The sequence below is a fragment of the Leifsonia sp. AG29 genome (genome assembly GCF_009765225.1).
Taxonomy (GTDB): domain Bacteria; phylum Actinomycetota; class Actinomycetes; order Actinomycetales; family Microbacteriaceae; genus Leifsonia.
In genome coordinates, this window is record NZ_VMSF01000001.1 from 3,422,604 (window position 1) to 3,441,870 (window position 19,267).

19 protein-coding genes and 2 tRNA genes are annotated in these 19,267 nt (G+C 67.0%); 16 read left to right on the forward strand and 5 right to left on the reverse strand.

Going from position 1 to position 19,267, the window contains the following annotated elements:
- Positions 1–12: 12 nt before the first annotated feature.
- Complete coding sequence (rpmH, locus tag FPT20_RS16535) at positions 13–150, reverse strand: 50S ribosomal protein L34 (protein WP_158867319.1); 138 nt, start codon at positions 148–150, stop codon at positions 13–15.
- 461 nt (positions 151–611) lie between these two features.
- On the opposite strand from rpmH, the gene dnaA reads away from it, so the two are divergent.
- The 10 genes from dnaA (at position 612) to FPT20_RS16585 (ending at position 11,629) form a co-directional block, all read left to right on the forward strand.
- The gene (gene dnaA / locus FPT20_RS16540; RefSeq protein ID WP_158867321.1) at positions 612–2,033 is read left to right on the forward strand and encodes a chromosomal replication initiator protein DnaA; all 1,422 of its coding nucleotides are present in this window, start codon (positions 612–614) and stop codon (positions 2,031–2,033) included.
- Between the two features lie 463 nt (positions 2,034–2,496).
- Complete coding sequence (gene dnaN / locus FPT20_RS16545; protein WP_158867323.1) at positions 2,497–3,642, forward strand: DNA polymerase III subunit beta; 1,146 nt, start codon at positions 2,497–2,499, stop codon at positions 3,640–3,642.
- Between the two features lie 36 nt (positions 3,643–3,678).
- Positions 3,679–4,566 carry a phosphogluconate dehydrogenase (NAD(+)-dependent, decarboxylating) gene (gnd, locus tag FPT20_RS16550; protein WP_158867325.1) on the forward strand — a complete coding sequence of 296 codons (888 nt, stop codon included), beginning with the start codon at positions 3,679–3,681 and terminating at the stop codon, positions 4,564–4,566.
- A gap of 6 nt (positions 4,567–4,572) precedes the next feature.
- Positions 4,573–5,739 carry a DNA replication/repair protein RecF gene (recF, locus tag FPT20_RS16555; RefSeq protein ID WP_158867327.1) on the forward strand — a complete coding sequence of 389 codons (1,167 nt, stop codon included), beginning with the start codon at positions 4,573–4,575 and terminating at the stop codon, positions 5,737–5,739.
- The gene (locus tag FPT20_RS16560; RefSeq protein WP_233265583.1) at positions 5,732–6,253 is read left to right on the forward strand and encodes a DUF721 domain-containing protein; all 522 of its coding nucleotides are present in this window, start codon (positions 5,732–5,734) and stop codon (positions 6,251–6,253) included. Before recF ends, FPT20_RS16560 begins: the two co-directional genes overlap by 8 nt.
- A gap of 123 nt (positions 6,254–6,376) precedes the next feature.
- Entirely contained in the window at positions 6,377–8,383 is a 2,007-nt protein-coding gene (gene gyrB, locus FPT20_RS16565) for a DNA topoisomerase (ATP-hydrolyzing) subunit B (protein WP_158867331.1), read from the forward strand.
- Positions 8,384–8,432: 49 nt separating this feature from the next.
- Positions 8,433–10,997 (forward strand): DNA gyrase subunit A, encoded by a 2,565-nt coding sequence (gyrA, locus tag FPT20_RS16570; protein ID WP_158867333.1) that lies wholly within the window; start codon positions 8,433–8,435, stop codon positions 10,995–10,997.
- Positions 10,987–11,400, forward strand: coding sequence for a DUF3566 domain-containing protein (locus FPT20_RS16575; RefSeq protein WP_158867335.1), 414 nt, complete (start codon positions 10,987–10,989; stop codon positions 11,398–11,400). The genes gyrA and FPT20_RS16575 overlap by 11 nt, the downstream gene beginning before the upstream one ends.
- Before the next feature lie 53 nt (positions 11,401–11,453).
- Positions 11,454–11,527, forward strand: a tRNA-Ile gene (locus FPT20_RS16580).
- A gap of 29 nt (positions 11,528–11,556) precedes the next feature.
- Positions 11,557–11,629: transfer RNA gene (locus FPT20_RS16585), tRNA-Ala, on the forward strand.
- Between the two features lie 89 nt (positions 11,630–11,718).
- On the opposite strand, the gene FPT20_RS16590 is transcribed toward FPT20_RS16585, so the two are convergent.
- On the reverse strand, positions 11,719–12,582 hold the full coding sequence (locus tag FPT20_RS16590; protein WP_158867337.1) for an Fpg/Nei family DNA glycosylase: 864 nt from the start codon (positions 12,580–12,582) through the stop codon (positions 11,719–11,721).
- Between the two features lie 48 nt (positions 12,583–12,630).
- On the opposite strand from FPT20_RS16590, the gene FPT20_RS16595 reads away from it, so the two are divergent.
- Positions 12,631–13,056: an NUDIX hydrolase gene (locus FPT20_RS16595; RefSeq protein WP_158867339.1), complete on the forward strand. Its 426-nt coding sequence runs from the start codon at positions 12,631–12,633 to the stop codon at positions 13,054–13,056.
- 21 nt (positions 13,057–13,077) lie between these two features.
- Here FPT20_RS16595 and FPT20_RS16600 read toward each other — a convergent pair whose 3' ends face one another.
- Complete coding sequence (locus FPT20_RS16600) at positions 13,078–13,668, reverse strand: hypothetical protein (RefSeq protein WP_158867341.1); 591 nt, start codon at positions 13,666–13,668, stop codon at positions 13,078–13,080.
- Between the two features lie 119 nt (positions 13,669–13,787).
- On the opposite strand from FPT20_RS16600, the gene FPT20_RS16605 reads away from it, so the two are divergent.
- Together FPT20_RS16605 and FPT20_RS16610 are read left to right on the forward strand one after the other, a co-directional pair.
- Positions 13,788–14,327: a peptidylprolyl isomerase gene (locus tag FPT20_RS16605; RefSeq protein ID WP_158867343.1), complete on the forward strand. Its 540-nt coding sequence runs from the start codon at positions 13,788–13,790 to the stop codon at positions 14,325–14,327.
- Between the two features lie 33 nt (positions 14,328–14,360).
- Positions 14,361–15,224 (forward strand): rhomboid family intramembrane serine protease, encoded by an 864-nt coding sequence (locus tag FPT20_RS16610; RefSeq protein ID WP_158867345.1) that lies wholly within the window; start codon positions 14,361–14,363, stop codon positions 15,222–15,224.
- A gap of 268 nt (positions 15,225–15,492) precedes the next feature.
- Here the strand turns inward: FPT20_RS16610 and FPT20_RS16615 are convergent, their stop codons facing one another.
- Positions 15,493–15,747: a cell division protein CrgA gene (locus tag FPT20_RS16615; RefSeq protein WP_158867347.1), complete on the reverse strand. Its 255-nt coding sequence runs from the start codon at positions 15,745–15,747 to the stop codon at positions 15,493–15,495.
- Positions 15,748–15,855: 108 nt separating this feature from the next.
- Between FPT20_RS16615 and FPT20_RS16620 the strand changes: the two genes are divergently transcribed.
- The 3 genes from FPT20_RS16620 to FPT20_RS16625 are packed head-to-tail and all read left to right on the forward strand — an operon-like array spanning position 15,856 to position 17,472.
- Positions 15,856–16,665: a class E sortase gene (locus FPT20_RS16620; protein WP_233265584.1), complete on the forward strand. Its 810-nt coding sequence runs from the start codon at positions 15,856–15,858 to the stop codon at positions 16,663–16,665.
- A gap of 13 nt (positions 16,666–16,678) precedes the next feature.
- Positions 16,679–16,837 carry a hypothetical protein gene (locus FPT20_RS17905; RefSeq protein WP_199245860.1) on the forward strand — a complete coding sequence of 53 codons (159 nt, stop codon included), beginning with the start codon at positions 16,679–16,681 and terminating at the stop codon, positions 16,835–16,837.
- Complete coding sequence (locus tag FPT20_RS16625) at positions 16,834–17,472, forward strand: anthranilate synthase component II (RefSeq protein ID WP_158867349.1); 639 nt, start codon at positions 16,834–16,836, stop codon at positions 17,470–17,472. Before FPT20_RS17905 ends, FPT20_RS16625 begins: the two co-directional genes overlap by 4 nt.
- Positions 17,473–17,501: 29 nt before the next feature.
- On the opposite strand, the gene pknB is transcribed toward FPT20_RS16625, so the two are convergent.
- Positions 17,502–19,196 carry a Stk1 family PASTA domain-containing Ser/Thr kinase gene (pknB, locus tag FPT20_RS16630; RefSeq protein ID WP_158867351.1) on the reverse strand — a complete coding sequence of 565 codons (1,695 nt, stop codon included), beginning with the start codon at positions 19,194–19,196 and terminating at the stop codon, positions 17,502–17,504.
- Positions 19,197–19,267 lie beyond the last annotated feature (71 nt).

Genomic DNA, 19,267 nt, shown 5'->3' on the forward strand with positions numbered 1-19,267 from the left:
CTCGGCGGAGGACTACGCGGAGAGCTTCGCGCGGCCCTTGCTGCGGCGAGCGGACAGGATCGCGCGACCGGCGCGCGTGCGCATCCGGAGGCGGAAGCCGTGGGTCTTGGCGCGCTTGCGGTTGTTCGGCTGGAAGGTTCTCTTGCTCATATCTATCTCCGTGGGTGGTCTTTTCACAGGCCGGTGCTGAGATGAACGACCAGCACGGGGAGGCCAGGAAAGTTTCAAGGCAGCCGGAACCGGCTGAAGTCAACTGATTAAAGCTACGGCCTCGGATGGGACAAGGTCAAACCGAAGCCGGTCAAATCCACTGATTATGCACGGGATTGACAGCGGAGGACGGTCCGACGCGCCGACGTATGCCCCTCCATGGATTTGATCCCGCTTCTGTGGACAAGTTACCGTGAGGTCGAAAGTTATCCCCAGCCCATCCCGAAAACGGCCGAGGATCGCTACGGTATTGCACACGCAGCGGTGGATAACTCTGTGAATACCCACCGGCGGCCGAACCGGGTCGCCAACCCGACGAGAGTCATCGGGGGCATGACTCGTCCTCCCATCGGGGGACGGCACACGGCGGCGCGACCGCGACACTGAGAAGACGGGGAACGATGGCAGGCGGCGAAGAGTCCATTTCTGCGGCATGGCAGAGCGTGCTCGGCAAGCTCGAGACGGACGATCGCATCACCCCCCAGCTGTACGGATTCCTCAGCCTGGTCGAGCCCAAGGGCATCATGGCGGGCACGCTCTACCTCGAGGTCCCGAACGAGTTCACCCGCGGGATGATCGAGCAGCGGAGCCGGGTGCCCCTCCTGAACGCCATCGGGTCGCTCGATGAGGCGCTCGAGATCAACACCTTCGCGATCGTGGTGAACCCCGAGATCCAGCAGGAGTCCCTGTCCGGACCGGTGGAACCCGAGACGATCCCGTACACGGAGGCGCCGACCACCGTCAGCGCCCCGACCGAGATCACGGCGCCGCCCCGCAACGGCGACACCCGCCTGAACTCCAAGTACAGCTTCGACAACTTCGTCATCGGGCAGTCCAACCGATTCGCCCACGCCGCGGCCGTTGCCGTGGCCGAAGCGCCCGCGAAGGCCTACAACCCGTTGTTCATCTACGGCGACTCGGGCCTGGGGAAGACGCACCTCCTCCACGCCATCGGTCACTACGCGATGAGCCTCTACCCGGGAATCCGCGTCCGCTACGTGAGCTCCGAGGAGTTCACCAACGACTTCATCAACTCGATCGCGAACAACCGGGGCTCCTCGTTCCAGGCGCGGTATCGCAACATCGACATCCTCCTGATCGACGACATCCAGTTCCTGCAGCGAGCGGTCGAGACGCAGGAGGCGTTCTTCCACACGTTCAACACGCTTCACGACCACAACAAGCAGGTGGTCATCACGAGCGACCTGCCTCCCAAGATGCTGACCGGGTTCGAGGACCGCATGCGGTCGCGGTTCGAGTGGGGTCTGATCACCGACGTCCAGGTCCCCGACCTCGAGACGCGCATCGCCATCCTGCGCAAGAAGGCGCAGAGCGAGAAGATCCAGGTGCCGGACGACATCCTCGAGTTCATGGCGTCGAAGGTGTCGAGCAACATCCGCGAGCTCGAAGGGACGCTCATCCGTGTGACGGCGTTCGCGAGCCTCAACCGGACCCCCGTCGACATGCCGCTCGTGCAGACCGTCCTCAAGGACCTGATCACGCTCGACGACGACAACGTGATCGCGCCGACGGACATCATCACGAACACCGCCGAGTACTTCAAGCTGAGCGTCGACGACCTCTACGGCTCGAGCCGGTCGCAGGCGGTCGCCACCGCCCGTCAGATCGCCATGTACCTCTGCCGCGAGCTCACGAACCTCTCCCTCCCCAAGATCGGGCAGCTCTTCGGCGGCCGCGACCACACCACGGTGATGTACGCCAACAAGAAGATCAGCGAGCTCATGAAGGAGCGGCGCTCGATCTACAACCAGGTCACCGAGCTGACCAGCAGGATCAAGCAGAACCACCGCTACGGCAAGTGACGCCGCGGTGGCGGGTCGATGAACCGCCGGCGACGCCCGATTGACGCCCGAGTTATCCACAAATCCATCCCCATTGTGGGGACAGTGCACTATTAACAGGTGTGGATAACTTGTGGATAGCTTCCGGATAGTCCACCGGTTAATGGGGACGAATCGCACCGGGGTGTGAATAGTGCACGGTCGCCTCCTGCACGCAAGCCCCTTGTCAACATCCGGATTCCTCAGGTCATCAACATGTCACCGACCTGTAGTTCCCAGTCGCCGACTGGTCTCAACAGACTTATCCACACTTTCCACAGCGGTTAACACGATTAATCCTTAACTCTTCTGAGAAGGGGTCGGCCGACAACCTCCTCCCGGCGAGCGTCCGATCGGAGCGCCCAAGGAATCACAACTGTTGCGTCAGAGGCCAGGCGCTAGGATTTGTGACGATCCGTACCGCCGAACCGACAGGGGTGACTTCGTGAAGTTCCAAGCCAACCGGGATGTCTTCAGCGAAGCCGTCTCGTTCGCGGTGAAGCTCCTGCCGCAGCGGACGACACTGCCCATCCTGAGCGGCGTGCTGATCGAGACCACCGACACCGGCCTCCAGCTGTCCTCGTTCGACTACGAGGTGTCCGCGCAGACCGAGATCGCCGCCGAGGTGGAGGAGCCGGGCCGCGTCCTGGTGTCCGGGCGACTCCTGGCCGAGATCGCCGCGAAGCTGCCGAACGCCCCGGTGCGGTTCTCCACCGAGGAATCCAAGATCGTCGTGCGCGCCGGATCCGCGAACTTCACGCTCCTGTCCATGCCGGTCGAGGAATACCCGAGCATCCCGCAGGTCTCCGGGGAGGCGGGACTGGTCCCGGCCGACGAGTTCGCCGAGGCCGTCGCCCAGGTGGGCGTGGCGGCATCGCGCGACGATGTGACGCCGGTGATCACCGGCGTTCAGCTGGAGGTCGGTGACAATCGACTCGGCCTGGTCGCGACCGACCGCTACCGCGTCGCGGTCCGCGAGATCGACTGGGACAACGGAACCACCTCGGGCGGGTCGGTCACAGCGCTCGTGCCGGCACGGACCCTCACGGAGATCGGCAAGACGTTCGGTCACAGCGGCACGGTCGCCGTCTCGATCACCAACCGCGACGACCGCGAGCTGATCGCCTTCACGGCGGACAAGAAGACCGTCACGTCCCTCCTGATCAAGGGCAATTTCCCGCCCGTGCGCCGGCTTTTCCCGGACCAGGTCGACAATTACGCCGTCGTCAACACCGGCGAGCTGATCGAGGCCACTCGCCGCGTCGCGCTCGTCCTCGAGCGCGAGGCCGCGCTCCGCTACACCTTCACAGCCGACGGACTGACGCTCGAGGCGATCGGCTCCGAGCAGGCCCAGGCATCCGAGAGCATCGACGCCCTCCTCACCGGCCAGGAGACGGTGGTTTCATTGAAACCGCAGTTCCTGCTCGACGGTCTTGGTGCGGTGCACTCCGAATTCGTCCGGATCTCCTTCACCAAGACCGAGAACCCCAACAAGCCGGGTCCTGTGCTCATCACGAGCCAGACCTCGAAGGACCAGGCCGGATCGGACTCGTACAAGTACCTGCTCCAGCCGAACCTCCTCCTTCGCTGACCCCGGTCCCGCTGAAGCAACAGAAGAAGGATCATCATGCACATCGGCCTCATCGGTCTCGGACGCATGGGCAACAACATGCGCGCCCGCCTCGAGAAGAAGGGCATCGAGGTCACCGGCTACGACACGAACCCCGACGTGTCGGACGTCGCGACGCTCGCGGACCTCGTCGCCGCCCTGCCGGCTCCGCGGACCGTCTGGGTCATGGTGCCGGCCGGCGAGATCACCGATTCGGTGATCCGCGGCCTCGAACCGCTCCTCGAGAAGGGCGACCTGGTGATCGACGGGGGCAACTCGAAGTTCACCGAGGACTTCAAGCACGCCGAGCTGCTGGCCCCGCGCGGCGTCGACTTCATGGACGCCGGCGTCTCCGGCGGCATCTGGGGCCTCGAGAACGGCTACGGACTCATGGTCGGCGGCTCCAAGGAGCAGGTCGAGCGTGTGATGCCGGTCTTCGACGCACTCCGTCCCGAGGGCCCTCGCGAGGAGGGCTTCGTCCATGTCGGCGAGGTCGGCGCGGGTCACTACGCGAAGATGGTGCACAACGGCATCGAGTACGCGCTGATGCAGGCCTACGCCGAGGGTTACGAGCTGCTCGACACGCGCAAGGACATCATCAAGGACGTCACCGGGACCTTCAAGGCCTGGCAGCGCGGCACCGTGGTCCGCTCCTGGCTGCTCGACCTGCTCGTCCGCGCACTCGAGCAGGACCCGGAGTTCGAGCACATCGAGGGCTACGTGCAGGACTCGGGTGAGGGCCGCTGGACCGTGGAGGAGGGGCTCAACAACGCCGTCCCGCTGCCGACGATCAGCGCCTCCATCTTCGCCCGTTTCGTCTCCCGTCAGGAGGACTCGCCGGCGATGAAGGCGGTCGCCGCGCTGCGCAACCAGTTCGGCGGTCACGCTGTGAAGGCCGTGGACTAACCCTCTTTGCGCGTTACACACCTTTCCCTGACGGACTTCCGCAACTACCGCACCGCGGATGTCCCGTTCGCGCCCGGCGCCAATCTGTTCGTCGGACGCAACGGTCAGGGCAAGACCAATCTGGTGGAGTCGCTCGGCTACCTGAGCACCCTCGGGTCGCACCGGGTGTCGAGCGACTCCGCCCTCATCCGGCAGGGAGCGGACGCGGCGATCGTGCGGGCCCGCATCCAGCACGACGGCCGGGAGCTCCTCGTCGAAGTGCAGCTGAACCGGTCCGCGTCCAACCGGGCGCAGGTCAACAGGGCGGCGATCAAGCCTCGGGAGCTGCCGCGCTACTTCTCGAGCGTGCTCTTCGCTCCGGAGGACCTCGCCCTAGTCCGGGGCGAGCCGGGGATCCGCCGCCGGTTCCTCGATCAGCTCCTCATCCAGCGGAATCCGCGGTTCTCGGCCGTCATCGCCGATTACGAGCGCGTGCTCAAGCAGCGCAACACCCTGCTCAAGTCGGCGCGAGCCTCCCGGGTGCGAGCGGACCAGCTCGGCACCCTCGACATCTGGGACGACCGACTCGTCGCCCTCGGTTCCGAACTCGTCGACGCGCGGCTCGACCTCGTCGCCCGGCTGAGCGTCCCGCTCGTGAGCGCCTACCGTTCGGTCGCCGGGGACGACCACCACCCGCGACTCCTCCCGCAACTGACCATCCGGGGTGCGTCGGTCGACGACGAGGAGGAGCCCGAGCCCACTGCTGTAACCGATCAAGCCGGTTCCACCACGCAGGATGCTTTCCGGCAGGCTCTCGCGGAGGCGCGGCCAAAAGAACTGGACCGGGGCCTCACCCTGGTCGGCCCCCATCGCGACGACCTCCTGTTCGAGCTGAACGGCCTCCCCGCCAAGGGGTACGCGAGCCACGGCGAGTCGTGGTCGTTCGCGCTCGCCCTCAAGCTGGCCTCGGCAGAGCTCCTGCGGCGGGAGTCCTCCACCGGCGATCCGGTGCTCATCCTCGACGACGTGTTCGCCGAGCTCGACCAGGCGCGGCGCCGCATGCTCGCAACCGCCGTAGGTGGTTACGAGCAGGTGCTCATCACCGCAGCCGTGCTTGACGATGTCCCGGAGGAGCTCGCCGCGCACACGGTGCGGATCGAGGCGGGAACCGTGGTGGAGGCACCGGGTGCCTGAGCGCGAACCGTCCGAGACGTCCGAGCCGCCGGTGAGCGAAGCCTCCCGGGTCTACCTGCGTCTCAAGGAGCTGTTCACCGGTACGCCGGCCCGCACTCGCCGGGCCCGCCGCGAACGACCCGAGGTCGCGGAGGGGATGAGCCGGCCGTTCAGCCCGGGCCGTGATCCGCGCGGTCTCGGCGACGTGATGGATTCGCTGACCGCGCAGCTCGGCTGGACCTCCGCTCTGGCGCAGTCGGACATCCTCACCCAGTGGGAGGCGCTGGCGGGTTCCGAGAACGCCAAGCACTCCTTCCCGGAGGGGATCACGGACGGCGCGCTGGTCATCCGGTGCGACTCGACGGCCTGGGCGACGCAGCTCGGGATGATGCGCTCCGAGCTCCTCCGGAAGGTGGCCGAGCTCTTCCCCGACGCGGACATCGAGACCATCCACTTCCGCGGACCCAACGCCCCCTCCTGGAATCACGGCCCCAGGTCGATTCCAGGCCGCGGTCCGCGCGATACTTACGGCTGAGAGCACAAAAGAGGTCGCCCGCGCTGAGAAAATGCGTCAGACGGCCGTTCTCGGCCATATCGACACCCGGCTCTTGGTAGAATGGGACGTCACTGTCGAGTGCGGTCAGGAGCCTAATTTCATATGACGATGGAACCGAACAGCGGCCGGACGGATCACGATTACGGCGCGAATGAGATCCAGATCCTCGAAGGTCTCGAAGCCGTCCGCAAGCGACCCGGAATGTACATCGGTTCCACGGGCCCCCGGGGGCTCCACCACCTCGTCTACGAGATCGTCGACAACTCCGTCGACGAGGCGCTCGCCGGGCACGCCGACAACATCGAGGTGACGATCCTGGCCGACGGTGCCGTGCGCGTCATCGACAACGGCCGCGGCATCCCCGTCGACGAGCACCCGACCGAGCACAAGTCCACCGTCGAGGTCGTCCTGACCATCCTCCACGCGGGCGGCAAGTTCGGCGGCGGCGGATACGCGGTCTCCGGCGGTCTGCACGGCGTGGGCAGCTCCGTGGTGAACGCGCTCTCCTCCCGGCTCGACGTCGAGGTCCACCGCCAGGGCTTCGTGTGGCGCCAGAGCTATCGCGACGGCGTGCCGCAGGCGCCCCTGGAGCAGGGGGAGGCGTCCGAGCGTACCGGCACCACCATCACTTTCTGGCCGAGCCCCGAGACGTTCGAGACGGTCGTCTTCGACTACGAGACCCTCCGCACCCGGTTCCAGCAGATGGCGTTCCTCAACAAGGGGCTCCGGATCGCGATCACCGACGAGCGCGCACCGGAGATCGGCCACGTCGAGGGCGAGGTCGACGACGCGGAGGTCCAGCCCAACCGTCACGAGGTGTTCCTCTACGAGCGAGGCCTCCAGGACTACGTGCAGTACCTCAATTCGGCGAAGAAGGCCGAGGTCGTCCACGACGAGATCATCTCGTTCGAGTCGGAGGACACCGAGCGCAAGATCGCTCTCGAGGTCGCCATGCAGTGGACCACGAGCTACAACGAGAGCGTCTTCACCTACGCCAACACGATCAACACCCATGAGGGCGGTACCCACGAGGAGGGCTTCCGCGCGGCGCTGACCACCCTGGTCAACCGGTACGCCCGCGAGAAGGGGATCCTCAAGGATCGCGACGACAACCTGTCGGGCGACGACGTGCGCGAGGGGCTCACCGCCGTGATCTCGGTCAAGCTCTCGGAGCCGCAGTTCGAGGGCCAGACGAAGACGAAGCTGGGCAACACGGAGGCGAAGGCCTTCGTCCAGAAGGTCGTCGGCGACCAGCTCGGCGACTGGTTCGACCGCAACCCCAATCAGGCCAAGGAGATCATCCGCAAGGCGCTCCAGGCGGCGACCGCGCGGCTGGCGGCCCGCAAGGCGCGCGAGACCGCACGGCGCAAGGGCCTCCTCGAGAGCGGTGGCATGCCGGGCAAGCTCAAGGACTGCCAGTCGAAGGACCCGACGGTGTCGGAGATCTTCATCGTCGAGGGCGACTCGGCCGGCGGATCCGCCGTGCAGGGCCGCAACCCGGAGACGCAGGCGATCCTCCCGCTGCGCGGCAAGATCCTCAACGTCGAGAAGGCGCGGCTCGACCGCGCGCTCGCGAACAACGAGGTGCAGGCGATGATCACGGCGTTCGGCGCCGGCATCGGCGAGGACTTCGACCCGGAGAAGGCGCGCTACCACAAGATCGTGCTCATGGCCGACGCCGACGTCGACGGCCAGCACATCACCACGCTGCTCCTCACCCTCCTGTTCCGCTACATGCGGCCGCTGATCGAGCTCGGCTACGTCTACCTGGCGCAGCCGCCGCTGTACCGGCTGAAGTGGTCGAACGCCGAGCACGAGTACGTCTACTCCGATCGCGAGCGCGACGCCTTCCTCGCTGAGGGGCTCGCGGCCGGCAAGCGCATCCCGAAGGACAACGGCGTGCAGCGCTACAAGGGTCTCGGCGAGATGGACTACAAGGAGCTGTGGGAGACCACGATGAACCCGGAGACCCGGACGCTCCTCCAGGTCACGCTGGACGACGCCGCTGCAGCGGACGAGATCTTCGCGACCCTGATGGGCGAGGACGTCGAATCGCGTCGCTCGTTCATCCAGAAGAACGCCAAGGACGTGCGCTTCCTCGACATCTGAGGCTGCGCACGCGACGGAACACCCCGCTACGGAAGAAGAAGAGAGCACTGTGACGGACGAAGAGACCACGGGCGAGGGCTTCGGGATCCACGGTCGGATCGACCAGGTCGACCTCCAGTCGGAGATGCAGCGGTCGTACCTCGACTACGCGATGAGCGTGATCATCGGCCGGGCCCTGCCGGAGGTGCGGGACGGCCTGAAGCCGGTGCACCGCCGCGTGATCTACGCGATGTTCGACGGAGGCTACCGGCCGGACAAGGCGTTCTCGAAGTGCGCCCGCGTCGTCGGCGACGTGATGGGGCAGTTCCATCCGCACGGAGACACCGCGATCTATGACGCCCTCGTGCGCCTCGTGCAGCCGTGGAGCCTCCGCTACCCGCTGGCGCTCGGCCAGGGCAACTTCGGATCCCCGGGCAACGACGGCGCGGCCGCCCCCCGGTACACCGAGACCAAGATGGCCCCCCTCGCGCTCGAGATGGTCCGGGACATCGACGAGGAGACCGTCGACTTCCAGGACAACTACGACGGGCGGACCCAGGAGCCGGCCGTGCTCCCGAGCCGGTTCCCGAACCTCCTCGTCAACGGATCGGTGGGCATCGCCGTCGGCATGGCCACCAACATCCCGCCGCACAACCTTCGTGAGGTCGCCGACGGCGCCCTCTGGCACCTGGCCCACCCGGAGGCGTCGCGGGAGGAGCTCCTCGAGGAGCTCATCAAGCGGATCAAGGGGCCGGACTTCCCGACCGGCGCGCAGATCCTCGGTATCAAGGGCATCCAGGACACCTACCGGACGGGCCGCGGCTCCATCACGATGCGCGCCGTGGTGAACATCGAGGAGATCCAGGGCCGGGTCTGCCTGGTCGTCACCGAGCTCCCGTACCAGGTCAACCCGGACAACCTCGCGATCAAGATCGCCGAGCTCGTCAAGGACGGCCGCATCGGAGGCATCGCCGACATCCGCGACGAGACCTCCGGCCGCACGGGCCAGCGTCTCGTCATCGTGCTGAAGCGCGACGCCGTCGCCAAGGTCGTCCTCAACAACCTGTACAAGCACACGCAGCTGCAGGAGAACTTCGGCGCCAACATGCTGGCGATCGTCGACAACGTGCCGCGCACGCTGTCGCTCGACGGCTTCATCACCGCCTGGGTCGAGCACCAGATCGAGGTCATCGTCCGGCGGACCCGCTACCGGCTGCGCAAGGCCGAGGAGCGGGCCCACATCCTCCGCGGATATCTGAAGGCGCTCGACGCGCTCGACGAGGTCATCGCCCTCATCCGCCGCTCGCCGACGGTCGACGACGCGCGCGAGGGCCTCAAGAGCCTCCTCGATGTCGACGATGTCCAGGCCGACGCGATCCTGGCGATGCAGCTCCGCCGCCTCGCCGCGCTCGAGCGTCAGAAGATCATCGATGAGCACGACGAGATCGAGCGCCAGATCACCGAGTTCAAGGCGATTCTCGCCGATCCGACCCGGCAGCGGGCGATCGTCAGCGAGGAGCTCACCGAGATCGTCGACCGCTACGGCGACGACCGCCGCACCGAGATCATGTTCGGCTTCGACGGCGACATGAGCATGGAGGACCTCATCCCCGAAGAGGAGATGGTGGTCACGGTCACCCGCGGCGGGTACATCAAGCGCACACGCAGCGACAACTACCGCAGCCAGCACCGCGGCGGCAAGGGCGTCAAGGGCGCCCAGCTCCGGGGCGAGGACGTCGTCGACCACTTCTTCGTCACGACGACCCACCACTGGCTCCTCTTCTTCACGAACAAGGGCCGCGTGTACCGCGCCAAGGCGTACGAGGTGCAGGAAGCCGGTCGCGACGCGAAGGGTCAGCACGTCGCGAACCTGCTCGCCATGCAGCCGGATGAGGAGATCGCCGAGATCCTCGACATCCGGGACTACGAGGCCGCCAAGTACCTCGTCCTCGCCACCCGTGACGGCCTGATCAAGAAGACGGCCCTCGACGAGTACGACACCAACCGCTCCGGCGGCATCATCGCGATCAAGCTCCGGGAGGATGACGAGCTCGTCTCGGCGCTGCTCGTGGAGGAGGACTCCGACCTGCTGCTGGTCTCGCGCAAGGGCATGTCGATCCGCTTCACCGCGAGCGACGAGGCGCTCCGCCCGATGGGGCGCTCCACCTCGGGCGTCATCGGCATGCACTTCCGCGGCGATGACAGCCTCCTCGAGGCGTCGGTCGTCTCCGACGAGGGCTACGTGTTCGTCGTCACCGAGGGAGGCTACGCGAAGCGCACCTCCGCCGACCAGTACCGCCTCCAGAACCGCGGCGGTCTCGGCATCAAGGTGGCCAAGCTCAGCGAGGACAGAGGCGATCTCGTCGGCGCCCTCATCGTCGACGAGGACGACGAGGTCCTTGTGGTTCTTGCCAGCGGCAAGGTGGTACGCTCTGCCGTGGCCGAGGTACCCGCCAAGGGCCGCGACACCATGGGTGTCGTCTTTGCACGATTCGCCGAGACGGACAAGATCATCGCCGTGGCGAAGAACACCGAACGCAACCTCGATTCCCAGAATCTCCCGGCGGACGACTCACCGGAGACCGACACGGAATCGGCGGACGTCGGGAAGGAAGAGACCGTAGATGAGCAGTAGCGTCGCCGAGAAACTCGCGAAGAAGTCGACGAGGCGCCCCGCATCCTCCAAGCAGGTTCGCCTGAAGCTGGTGTACATCGACTTCTGGTCGACCGTGAAGCTGTCATTCCTCGCAGGGATCTGCCTCGCGATCATCGCGATCGTCGGCACGTTCCTCGTGTGGACGGTGCTCGACCGGACCGGCATCTTCGACCAGATCAACGGCCTGTTCAAGGACATCTCCGGTGCCGGCGGCAGCGACCTGCGGTCGATCCTCGGGCTCGGCCAGGTGATGGGCTTCTCGCTCGTGGTGGCCATCCTCGACATCGTCGTGGTGACCGCTCTCGGAGCCGTTTTCGCTCTCCTCTACAACCTCTCGGTGAAGATCACGGGCGGCCTGCTCGTCGGATTCACCAACAACTGACACGATTTCGTGCTGGGGAGCAGATCAGGTAACCTCTTATCTGTTGCCCATCCGGGGATATAGCTCAGGCGGTTAGAGCGCTTCGCTGATAACGAAGAGGTCCGAGGTTCAAGTCCTCGTATCCCCACTCCGCGCCCGACAGGGTGCAGCCTCCTCGGGGCCTTAGCTCAGTTGGTAGAGCGCCTGCTTTGCAAGCAGGATGTCAGGAGTTCGAATCTCCTAGGCTCCACATCTTTCCTCCCGCTCGGGCCCTGCTCCGGCGCGGAGACGCCGCGATTCTCCGCCTGCTCCAGTCCCTCGCCTACTCGAGTCCTCCGTCTACTTGAGGAGGCGCGAGAGCACCCGGTCGGACAGGGGCTTTCCGCCGGTCTGACAGGTCGGGCAGTACTGGAACGTCGAATCGTGGAAGATGACCTGCCTGATCGTGTCGCCGCACACCGGGCACGGCTCGCCGGTGCGACCGTGCACACGCAGGTTCGACTTCTTCTCACCCTTCAGCTCGGAGGCGGCGAGCCCGTCGGCGCGGGCCAGAGCGTCACGAAGGGTGGACTGAACCGCGTCGTACAACCGCGTCACATCATCAGGGCCCATGTCGGCCGGCTTGTAGGGCGACATCTTCGCGACATGGAGGATCTCGTCGGAGTAGGCGTTGCCGATGCCCGCGACCACGGACTGGTTGCGCAGGACGCCCTTGATCTGCGCGCGCCCTTGCGCTGCCAGGATGGAGGCGAACGCCTCCCGGGTGAACTCGGGGGAGAGCGGATCGGGACCGAGCCGCTCGATGCCCGGGACCTCCGACGGGTCGTGCACGACGTAGATCGCCAGACTCTTCTTCGTTCCGGCCTCGGTGATGTCGATGCCCGTGCCGTCGTCGAGCAGCAGGCGAGCCGCCAGCGGACCCTTGCCCGGACGGGCGCCCGACGCCGGGGGAGGAGTGTCCCGCCACCGGATCCAGCCGGCGCGAGCCAGATGGACGATCAGGTGGAGATCGCCGGCGGCGATGTCGAGGAACTTGCCGTGCCGCGACACCCCGTGCACCTCGAGACCCTGCAGGGCGTCGGCGGGAGGGTCGAACGTCTTGAGCGCCGAGAAGGCCATGATGCTCAGCCGGTCGATGACATGACGACGGAGCCGTCGGTCGAGGTCGGCGGCGAGAGCGGTGACTTCCGGCAGTTCGGGCATCACCCCCAGTCTGCCGCTGACGGCCGACATTCGCAGTAGGGTGACCGAGTGGATATCAGGGTCGCGGCCTACGGAGTCATCGTCGACGACGATCGGATCCTGCTGGCGCACTGGAACGAGAGCGGCCGCTCCGGGTGGACGCTTCCCGGGGGAGGGATCGATCCGGGCGAGGACCCGGTCGACGCCGTCGTGCGCGAGATCGCGGAGGAGACCGGGTATCGCGCCGTTGCGGACGAACTGCTCGGAATCGATTCGAAGATCGTGCCCGCCGAGCACCGGTTCGTCGCCGACGCGGGCCCCCTCCACGCGCTTCGGATCGTCTATCGGGCGCGTGTGATCGACGGGACGCTCACCAACGAGCTCGACGGTACGACAGACGAAGCAGCGTGGTTCGCCCTCGACCGCATCCCGAATCGGCGCGTCGACCTGGTGGACGTCGCGCTGCGCATGGCCGGGATCACCTCCGGCGGCTGACCACCGGAGTCCCGGACCGGGTCACTCGATCGCGCCCGAGTCCTTCGCGGCCGCGGTCGTCTCCTGTGCGCTGGAGGGAGTGCCCGGCTCCTCGTCGGCCACCCACAGCTCATCGTCGGCGCGGAAGGTCTGCCAGACGGCATAGAGGAGGCCGGCCGCTGCGACGATCCCGAGACCGACTCCGATCACGGTGCCCGCACCGGGGCCGGACTTCGGCGGCTTCGGCTTCTTGGCGAGCTCCTTGCCGGCCTTCTTGAAGTCGCCGGAGAAGGCGGCGGACCGAGCCGCCCGCGCGTGGTCGACCACCGACAGGGCGGTGCCCACCGCGGTGCCGACCGCCGGGATCACGTCACCCACGAGGCGGTCGCGCGCGACTCCGGCGTACCGGTTCGCGGTGCTCGCCGCGGACTGCGCCGCGGGGCGCACGTAGGACTCGTAACCGTCACGGACCCGCGGCGCGAGCTCCTCCCGCGTGTAGTACGCGGCCTGCTTGCGGGCCTCCGCGGCGAGGGCGTTGGCGTTCGCCAGGACCTCCTGCTGCTGGCTCCACAGATCTTCGGCTCCGCTGCGAAGCCGCTCGAGCTCCTTCTTGCGCTTCCGTGTCAGGCTCATCTGATCCTCCGTTGCGTCGGGGCGAACTGACTCCATCTTGCCACCGAAAGCGCTGGGGATGACCCGAGAGCTCTAGAGCCTCCCGGGGCGCCCGAGGGCCCTGTGCAAGAATTGGTGCCATGTCTAAGCACACCGCTGTCGCCACGCTCCACACTAACTACGGAGACATCAAGGTCAACCTCTTCGGCAACCACGCTCCGAAGACGGTTCGGAACTTCGTCGGCCTGGCGACCGGTGAGATCGAGTGGACCCATCCGGCGACCGGCGACAAGACGAACGCGCCGCTCTACAACGGCGTGATCTTCCACCGCATCATCCCCGGGTTCATGATCCAGGGAGGCGACCCCCTCGGTCAGGGCATCGGCGGTCCGGGCTACCAGTTCGACGACGAGATCAACCCCGAGCTCGACTTCACGCAGCCGTACATGCTGGCCATGGCGAACGCCGGCATCCAAGGCGGCCGCGGCACGAACGGCTCGCAGTTCTTCATCACGGTCGGCCCGACCACCTGGCTGCAGGGCAAGCACACGATCTTCGGCGAGGTCGCCGACGACGCCTCGCGCAAGGTCGTCGACAAGCTGGCCGAGGTGCCGACCGACGCGCGCGATCGGCCGCTCGACGACGTGGTCATCGAGTCGGTCGACGTCGAGCAGGTCTGACCCGACGGCGCGGAAGAGGGCAGAGCCGAGTCGATGTCAGAACCCCGGCCCGTCGACGCCCGCGCCTCCTCCTGCTACCGTCACCCCGACCGGCAGAGCTATGTGTCCTGCCAGCGCTGCGGGCGGACCATCTGCGGTGAGTGCCAGACCCCGGCCGCGGTCGGCTTCATCTGCCCGGAGTGCATGGCGCAGCAACGGGCGACCAGCCCCCGGACGAAGCCGGCCTGGCTGACCAGAATCACGGGCGCCGGCCAGCCGACCGTCACGTACGGGATCATCGCCGTCTGCGCCGTGGTCTTCCTCCTGCAGAACGTCGGCCCGCTCATCGGGATCCCCGTGACGCCGTCGCTCGTCTACGCGGGTGCCTTCTCCTACCCGACCGGCACCTTCTTGGGGGCGGCGTTCGAGCCCTGGCGCATGCTCACGTCGGTGTTCGCGCACGCCAACATCCTCCACATCGCTCTCAACATGTACACGCTGTGGGTGTTCGCGATGGCGCTCGAGCCGCTGCTCGGGCGGCTCCGCTATGCGGCGTTGTTACTCATCAGCGGCTTCGCCGGTTCGGTCGGGGTGCTCCTGCTGGCCGATCCGAGGGTTCCGGTGCTGGGCGCCTCCGGAGCGATCTTCGGGATGTTCGGGGCGTTCTTCATCATCCAGCGCCGGCTGGGGGGCAACGCGACGCAGATCCTGGTGCTCGTGGCCATCAACCTCGCGATCGGGTTCCTGCCGGGATTCAACATCGCGTGGCAGGCCCACGTCGGCGGCCTGGTCGGCGGCTTCCTCGTCGGCCTCATCTACACGGAGACCCGTCGCCTCACGCGGCGGCGCTGGCAGCTGCCTCTGATCGTCGCGTTGTGCGTCGTCCTCGTCGGGCTGAGCCTGATCCACGTCCTCTGAGGCGGTGGTCGGGGAGGCGGACGCGTTCCCACAGTGCGTGGAGAAGTTATCCACAGGCTTGTTAACAGTGGGGATAATTACACGCCTGTAACTCTCCACAGCCTTATTAACAGTGGGGAGAGTCGGGACTCCCGCTCCTCGGTCTCTTTCCCCCCCTGTGGAAAACTTCTGTGGAGAACGGCTGTGTGGAGGGCCGTAGATGCAGACAGCCCGAGCCGGCTGACACCGGGTTCGGGCTGGACGACCGCGGATGGACGAGAGGGTGGCGTTACCGCCACCGCGTGGTCATCAGGAAGCCGATGAACGCGATCCCGAAGCCGACGAGGATGTTCCAGGCGCCGAGGGCGGGGATGGGGTACTGGTTCTGCGTCACGTAGAAGACGATGATCCAGATGAGGCCCAGCAGCATGAAGCCGAACATGACCGGCTTGAACCAGACCGGGTTCGGAGCCTCTTCTCCGGAGACGGCTGCGCGTTCGCGGACGGGTCGCTCGGGCTTGGTCTTGGACTTGCTGCGTGCCATAGCACCACAGTGTAGCCGGAGTGACCTGGGGTTTTCTGTCGCCGGAACGGGGGCTGTGGAGGAGCGGAAGCTGGCGACTTCCCAGCCTCCGGCTCCACAATCTCTCCTATGGCCCGTTCCACCGACTCCCCGCCGCGGATGCGTCCGCGACGGCCGCGGCGCCGCGTGTCGGTGATCGGAGTGGCTGGCGAGCTTCTCATCACGGCGGGAGTCCTGGTGCTCCTCTTCCTCGGCTGGCAGGTGTGGTGGAACAACCTCGTCATGTCGGGTCAGCAGACCTCCGCCGCCGCCGAGCAGAGCAAGAAGTGGATCGACGATGCCACCAAGGCTCCGCCGGCGGGTCGTCCTGATCCGGGTTCGACAGCGACGCCGACGGTGCCCTCGCCCTCGCCCTCCTCCGACCCTCCCGTCATGGCCCGGCCCGCGGACTATCAGGCCTTCGCGGTGCTCTACATCCCGAGGCTCGGCGCCGAGTGGAAGCGCACCATCCGGCAGACGGTCGATGTGCAACGCGTGCTGAACAGCTACACCGCGGGTGTCGGGCACTACACCGACACGCAGCTGCCCGGAGAGGTCGGCAATTTCGCCGTGGCGGGCCACGACAGCGGCTGGGGCAACACGTTCATCGATCTCTCCAAGCTCCGCATCGGCGACCGGATCTACGTGCAGACCGCGCAGGGGTGGTACACCTACGTGTTCCGCAACTTCGAGTACGTGCAGCCCTCGGCCGTCCAGGTCCTCCTGCCGGTCCCGCGACAGCCGCAGGCCACGCCGACCGATCGGTTGATGACCATCACGACATGCAATCCGCCGTTCCACGCGGGCGAGAGGCTGATCGCCTACAGCACGTTCGCGGCGTACAGCCCGGCGCAGCAGATACCGCCGGAGATCGCCTCCGCTGTCGCGCGAGCCGGATGAGACGGGAGGAATCGTGTACGCAGCGTTGTGGAGGGTCTTGCCCGGGCCGTGGTGGGTTCGCGTGCTCATCCTGCTCGTCCTGCTCGCGGTGGTGCTCTCCGTCCTTGTGACGTGGGTGTTCCCCTGGGTGGATTCGCTCCTCGGCCCCCAGGAAGGTACCGTGGGGCCGTGACTCGCGTTCTCGTCATCGACAACTACGACAGCTTCGTCTACACGCTGAACGGCTACCTCCAGGAGCTCGGCGCCGAGACGGACGTGATCCGGAACGATGACGTGGCCGTGGAGGAGCTCGCGGACCACCTCGCCCGATACGATGCCGTGCTGGTGTCGCCCGGACCGGGGAAGCCGGCGGATGCCGGCGTCTCCATTCCCGTCGTGACCCGCGCCCTCGAGACCGGCCAGCCCCTCCTGGGCGTGTGCCTGGGGCATCAGGCGATCGCGGAAGCCTTCGGGGGCGTCGTCACCAACGCCGAAGAGCTCATGCACGGCAAGACGTCTCAGGTGACCCACGACTCCAGCACCCTGTTCGAGGGTGTCGCCCAGCCTTTCACGGCGACGCGGTACCACTCGCTCGCCGTGGTCGACGGCACGCTGCCCGACGATCTCGTCGTGACGGCACGCACGGCGGGCGGCGTCATCATGGCGCTGCAGCACCGGGAGGCGCCGATCTTCGGCGTCCAGTTCCACCCGGAGTCCGTCCTCACCGAGGGCGGCTACCGCATGCTCGGGAACTGGCTCGAGGTGGCGGGTCTCGCGGGCGCGGCGGAGACGTCACGGTCGCTCAACCCGCTCGTGAAGCTGGGCTGACCGCCGGCGGTCGCGTACGCGACCCGAGCTCAGCCCGCGCAGTACGTGAGGTCGACCGTCGTTCCCTGCGGAACGTCGCCCGGTGCCACGGACTGCGTGTGCACGAGCGGGGCTCCCTTGTCCTGCGGACAGGTCTTATCGGGCTTCGGGTTGGCGGTCAGGCCGAGCTGGGACAGGATGCCCGTCGCCGCCTGGATGGTCTGACCGGTGAGGTCGGTCAGCGTCACCTTGCCGCTCGAGACGGTCAAAGCGATCGGATCGCCCTGGTGCGCCTGCGCGTTGGGCGCGGGGTCGGTGCTGATCACCACGTTGGCCGCGACGCTCGGGGAGTTCTGCGTGGTCGTGGGGCCGACCGTGAGTCCGGCCTGCTGCAGCGCCTGCTTGGCGGCGTCGACCGTCATGTTGTGGACGTCCGGCACCGTCACAGCCTGCTTGCCGGTCGAGACGACGATGGTGATGGTGTCGCCCGTGGCGACCACGATGCCCGCGGCGGGGTCGGATCGAACCACTTGACCGGAGGCGTACGTCGAGCTCGACTCCTGCGTCTGGGTCCACTTGAGCTTCATGCCCTCGAGCTCGGCCGTGGCCTTGCTCACGGGCTGGCCGGTGAGGTTGGGCACGGTCCGGGACGTCTCCGGCATCGTCGTCGACGGCGCGAGCCGCAGCACCCACGCCAGGACCGCGACGATCACGACCGCGATGATCGCGATCCCGGCCCAGACCCAGATGACGGGTGGGCGCCGCTGGGTGCGGACCATGGTCTGGTCCTCCGCCAGCTGCCGGAAGGCAGCCTCGGGCCCGGAGACCCGGCTCGGCGGCGCGCCGAAGAGGGTCTCGGAGAACTCGTCGTGGTGCTCGCGCTTGGGTACCCGGCCGGCCGCCGCCTCCTCGAGGTCGTGCCGGAACTCGGCCACCGTCTGGTACCGCTCGAAGCGGTCCTTGGTCAGCGCGCGTGCGACGACGACATCCATCGCGGGTGAGACCTTGGGGTTGACCGAGCTCGGCTTGACCGGGGTCTCGCTCACGTGCTGGTACGCGACGGCTACCGGGGTGTCGCCCCGGAAGGGCGGACGGCCGGTGAGCATCTCGAACAGCACGACGCCGGTGCTGTAGAGGTCCGTCCGCGCATCGACGGACTCGCCCTTCGCCTGCTCGGGAGAGAAGTAGCTGGCCGTACCGAGCACCGCGGTGGTCTGTGCGACGGTCGCGGACGAGTCGCTGATCGCGCGGGCGATGCCGAAGTCCATGACCTTGACCTGGCCGGTCTTCGTGATCATCACGTTCCCGGGCTTGATGTCGCGGTGCACGACCCCGGCGCGGTGCGAGTACTCGAGGGCGGTGAGGATGCCCTCGGTGATGCGGACCGCCTCCGCGACATCGAGCGGGCCCCGCTTGATCAGGTCTTTGAGGAGGACGCCGTCGACGTGCTCCATGACGATGAACGGGAGCTGCGCCTCGTGGCCGTTGGGCTCGCGGACGGTCTCCTCGCCGGCGTCGAACACCCGCACGATGGTGGGGTGCGCCATGCGCGCCGCGGCCTGCGCCTCCTGCCGGAACCGCGTGCGGAACGCGGGGTCGGTCGCGAGCGACGGTTTGAGCAGCTTGATGGCGACGGTACGGCCGAGGCGGCTGTCCGTTCCGCGGTGCACGTCGGACATGCCGCCGCGCCCGATGAGTTCGCCCACCTGATATCGGCCTGCGAGCAGGCGGCTATCTGGGCTCAAAGCGGAACTCCTTCAGGCTGGTGACTCCGGCTAGTGTAGCGGGCGGATTCTGAGCATCACCCTCGGGCGGG

Excerpts from the sequence above, each read along its gene's own strand:
- FPT20_RS16590 (WP_158867337.1), bottom strand. The coding sequence starts at position 12,582 with ATGCCCGAACTGCCGGAAGTCACCGCTCTCGCCGCCGACCTCGACCGA.
- FPT20_RS16600 (WP_158867341.1), bottom strand. The coding sequence starts at position 13,668 with ATGAGCCTGACACGGAAGCGCAAGAAGGAGCTCGAGCGGCTTCGCAGC.
- FPT20_RS16610 (WP_158867345.1), top strand. The coding sequence starts at position 14,361 with ATGTCAGAACCCCGGCCCGTCGACGCCCGCGCCTCCTCCTGCTACCGT.
- gnd (WP_158867325.1), top strand. The coding sequence starts at position 3,679 with ATGCACATCGGCCTCATCGGTCTCGGACGCATGGGCAACAACATGCGC.
- FPT20_RS16620 (WP_233265584.1), top strand. The coding sequence starts at position 15,856 with ATGGCCCGTTCCACCGACTCCCCGCCGCGGATGCGTCCGCGACGGCCG.
- FPT20_RS16575 (WP_158867335.1), top strand. The coding sequence starts at position 10,987 with ATGAGCAGTAGCGTCGCCGAGAAACTCGCGAAGAAGTCGACGAGGCGC.
- FPT20_RS16615 (WP_158867347.1), bottom strand. The coding sequence starts at position 15,747 with ATGGCACGCAGCAAGTCCAAGACCAAGCCCGAGCGACCCGTCCGCGAA.
- dnaA (WP_158867321.1), top strand. The coding sequence starts at position 612 with ATGGCAGGCGGCGAAGAGTCCATTTCTGCGGCATGGCAGAGCGTGCTC.
- FPT20_RS16605 (WP_158867343.1), top strand. The coding sequence starts at position 13,788 with ATGTCTAAGCACACCGCTGTCGCCACGCTCCACACTAACTACGGAGAC.
- rpmH (WP_158867319.1), bottom strand. The coding sequence starts at position 150 with ATGAGCAAGAGAACCTTCCAGCCGAACAACCGCAAGCGCGCCAAGACC.
- gyrB (WP_158867331.1), top strand. The coding sequence starts at position 6,377 with ATGACGATGGAACCGAACAGCGGCCGGACGGATCACGATTACGGCGCG.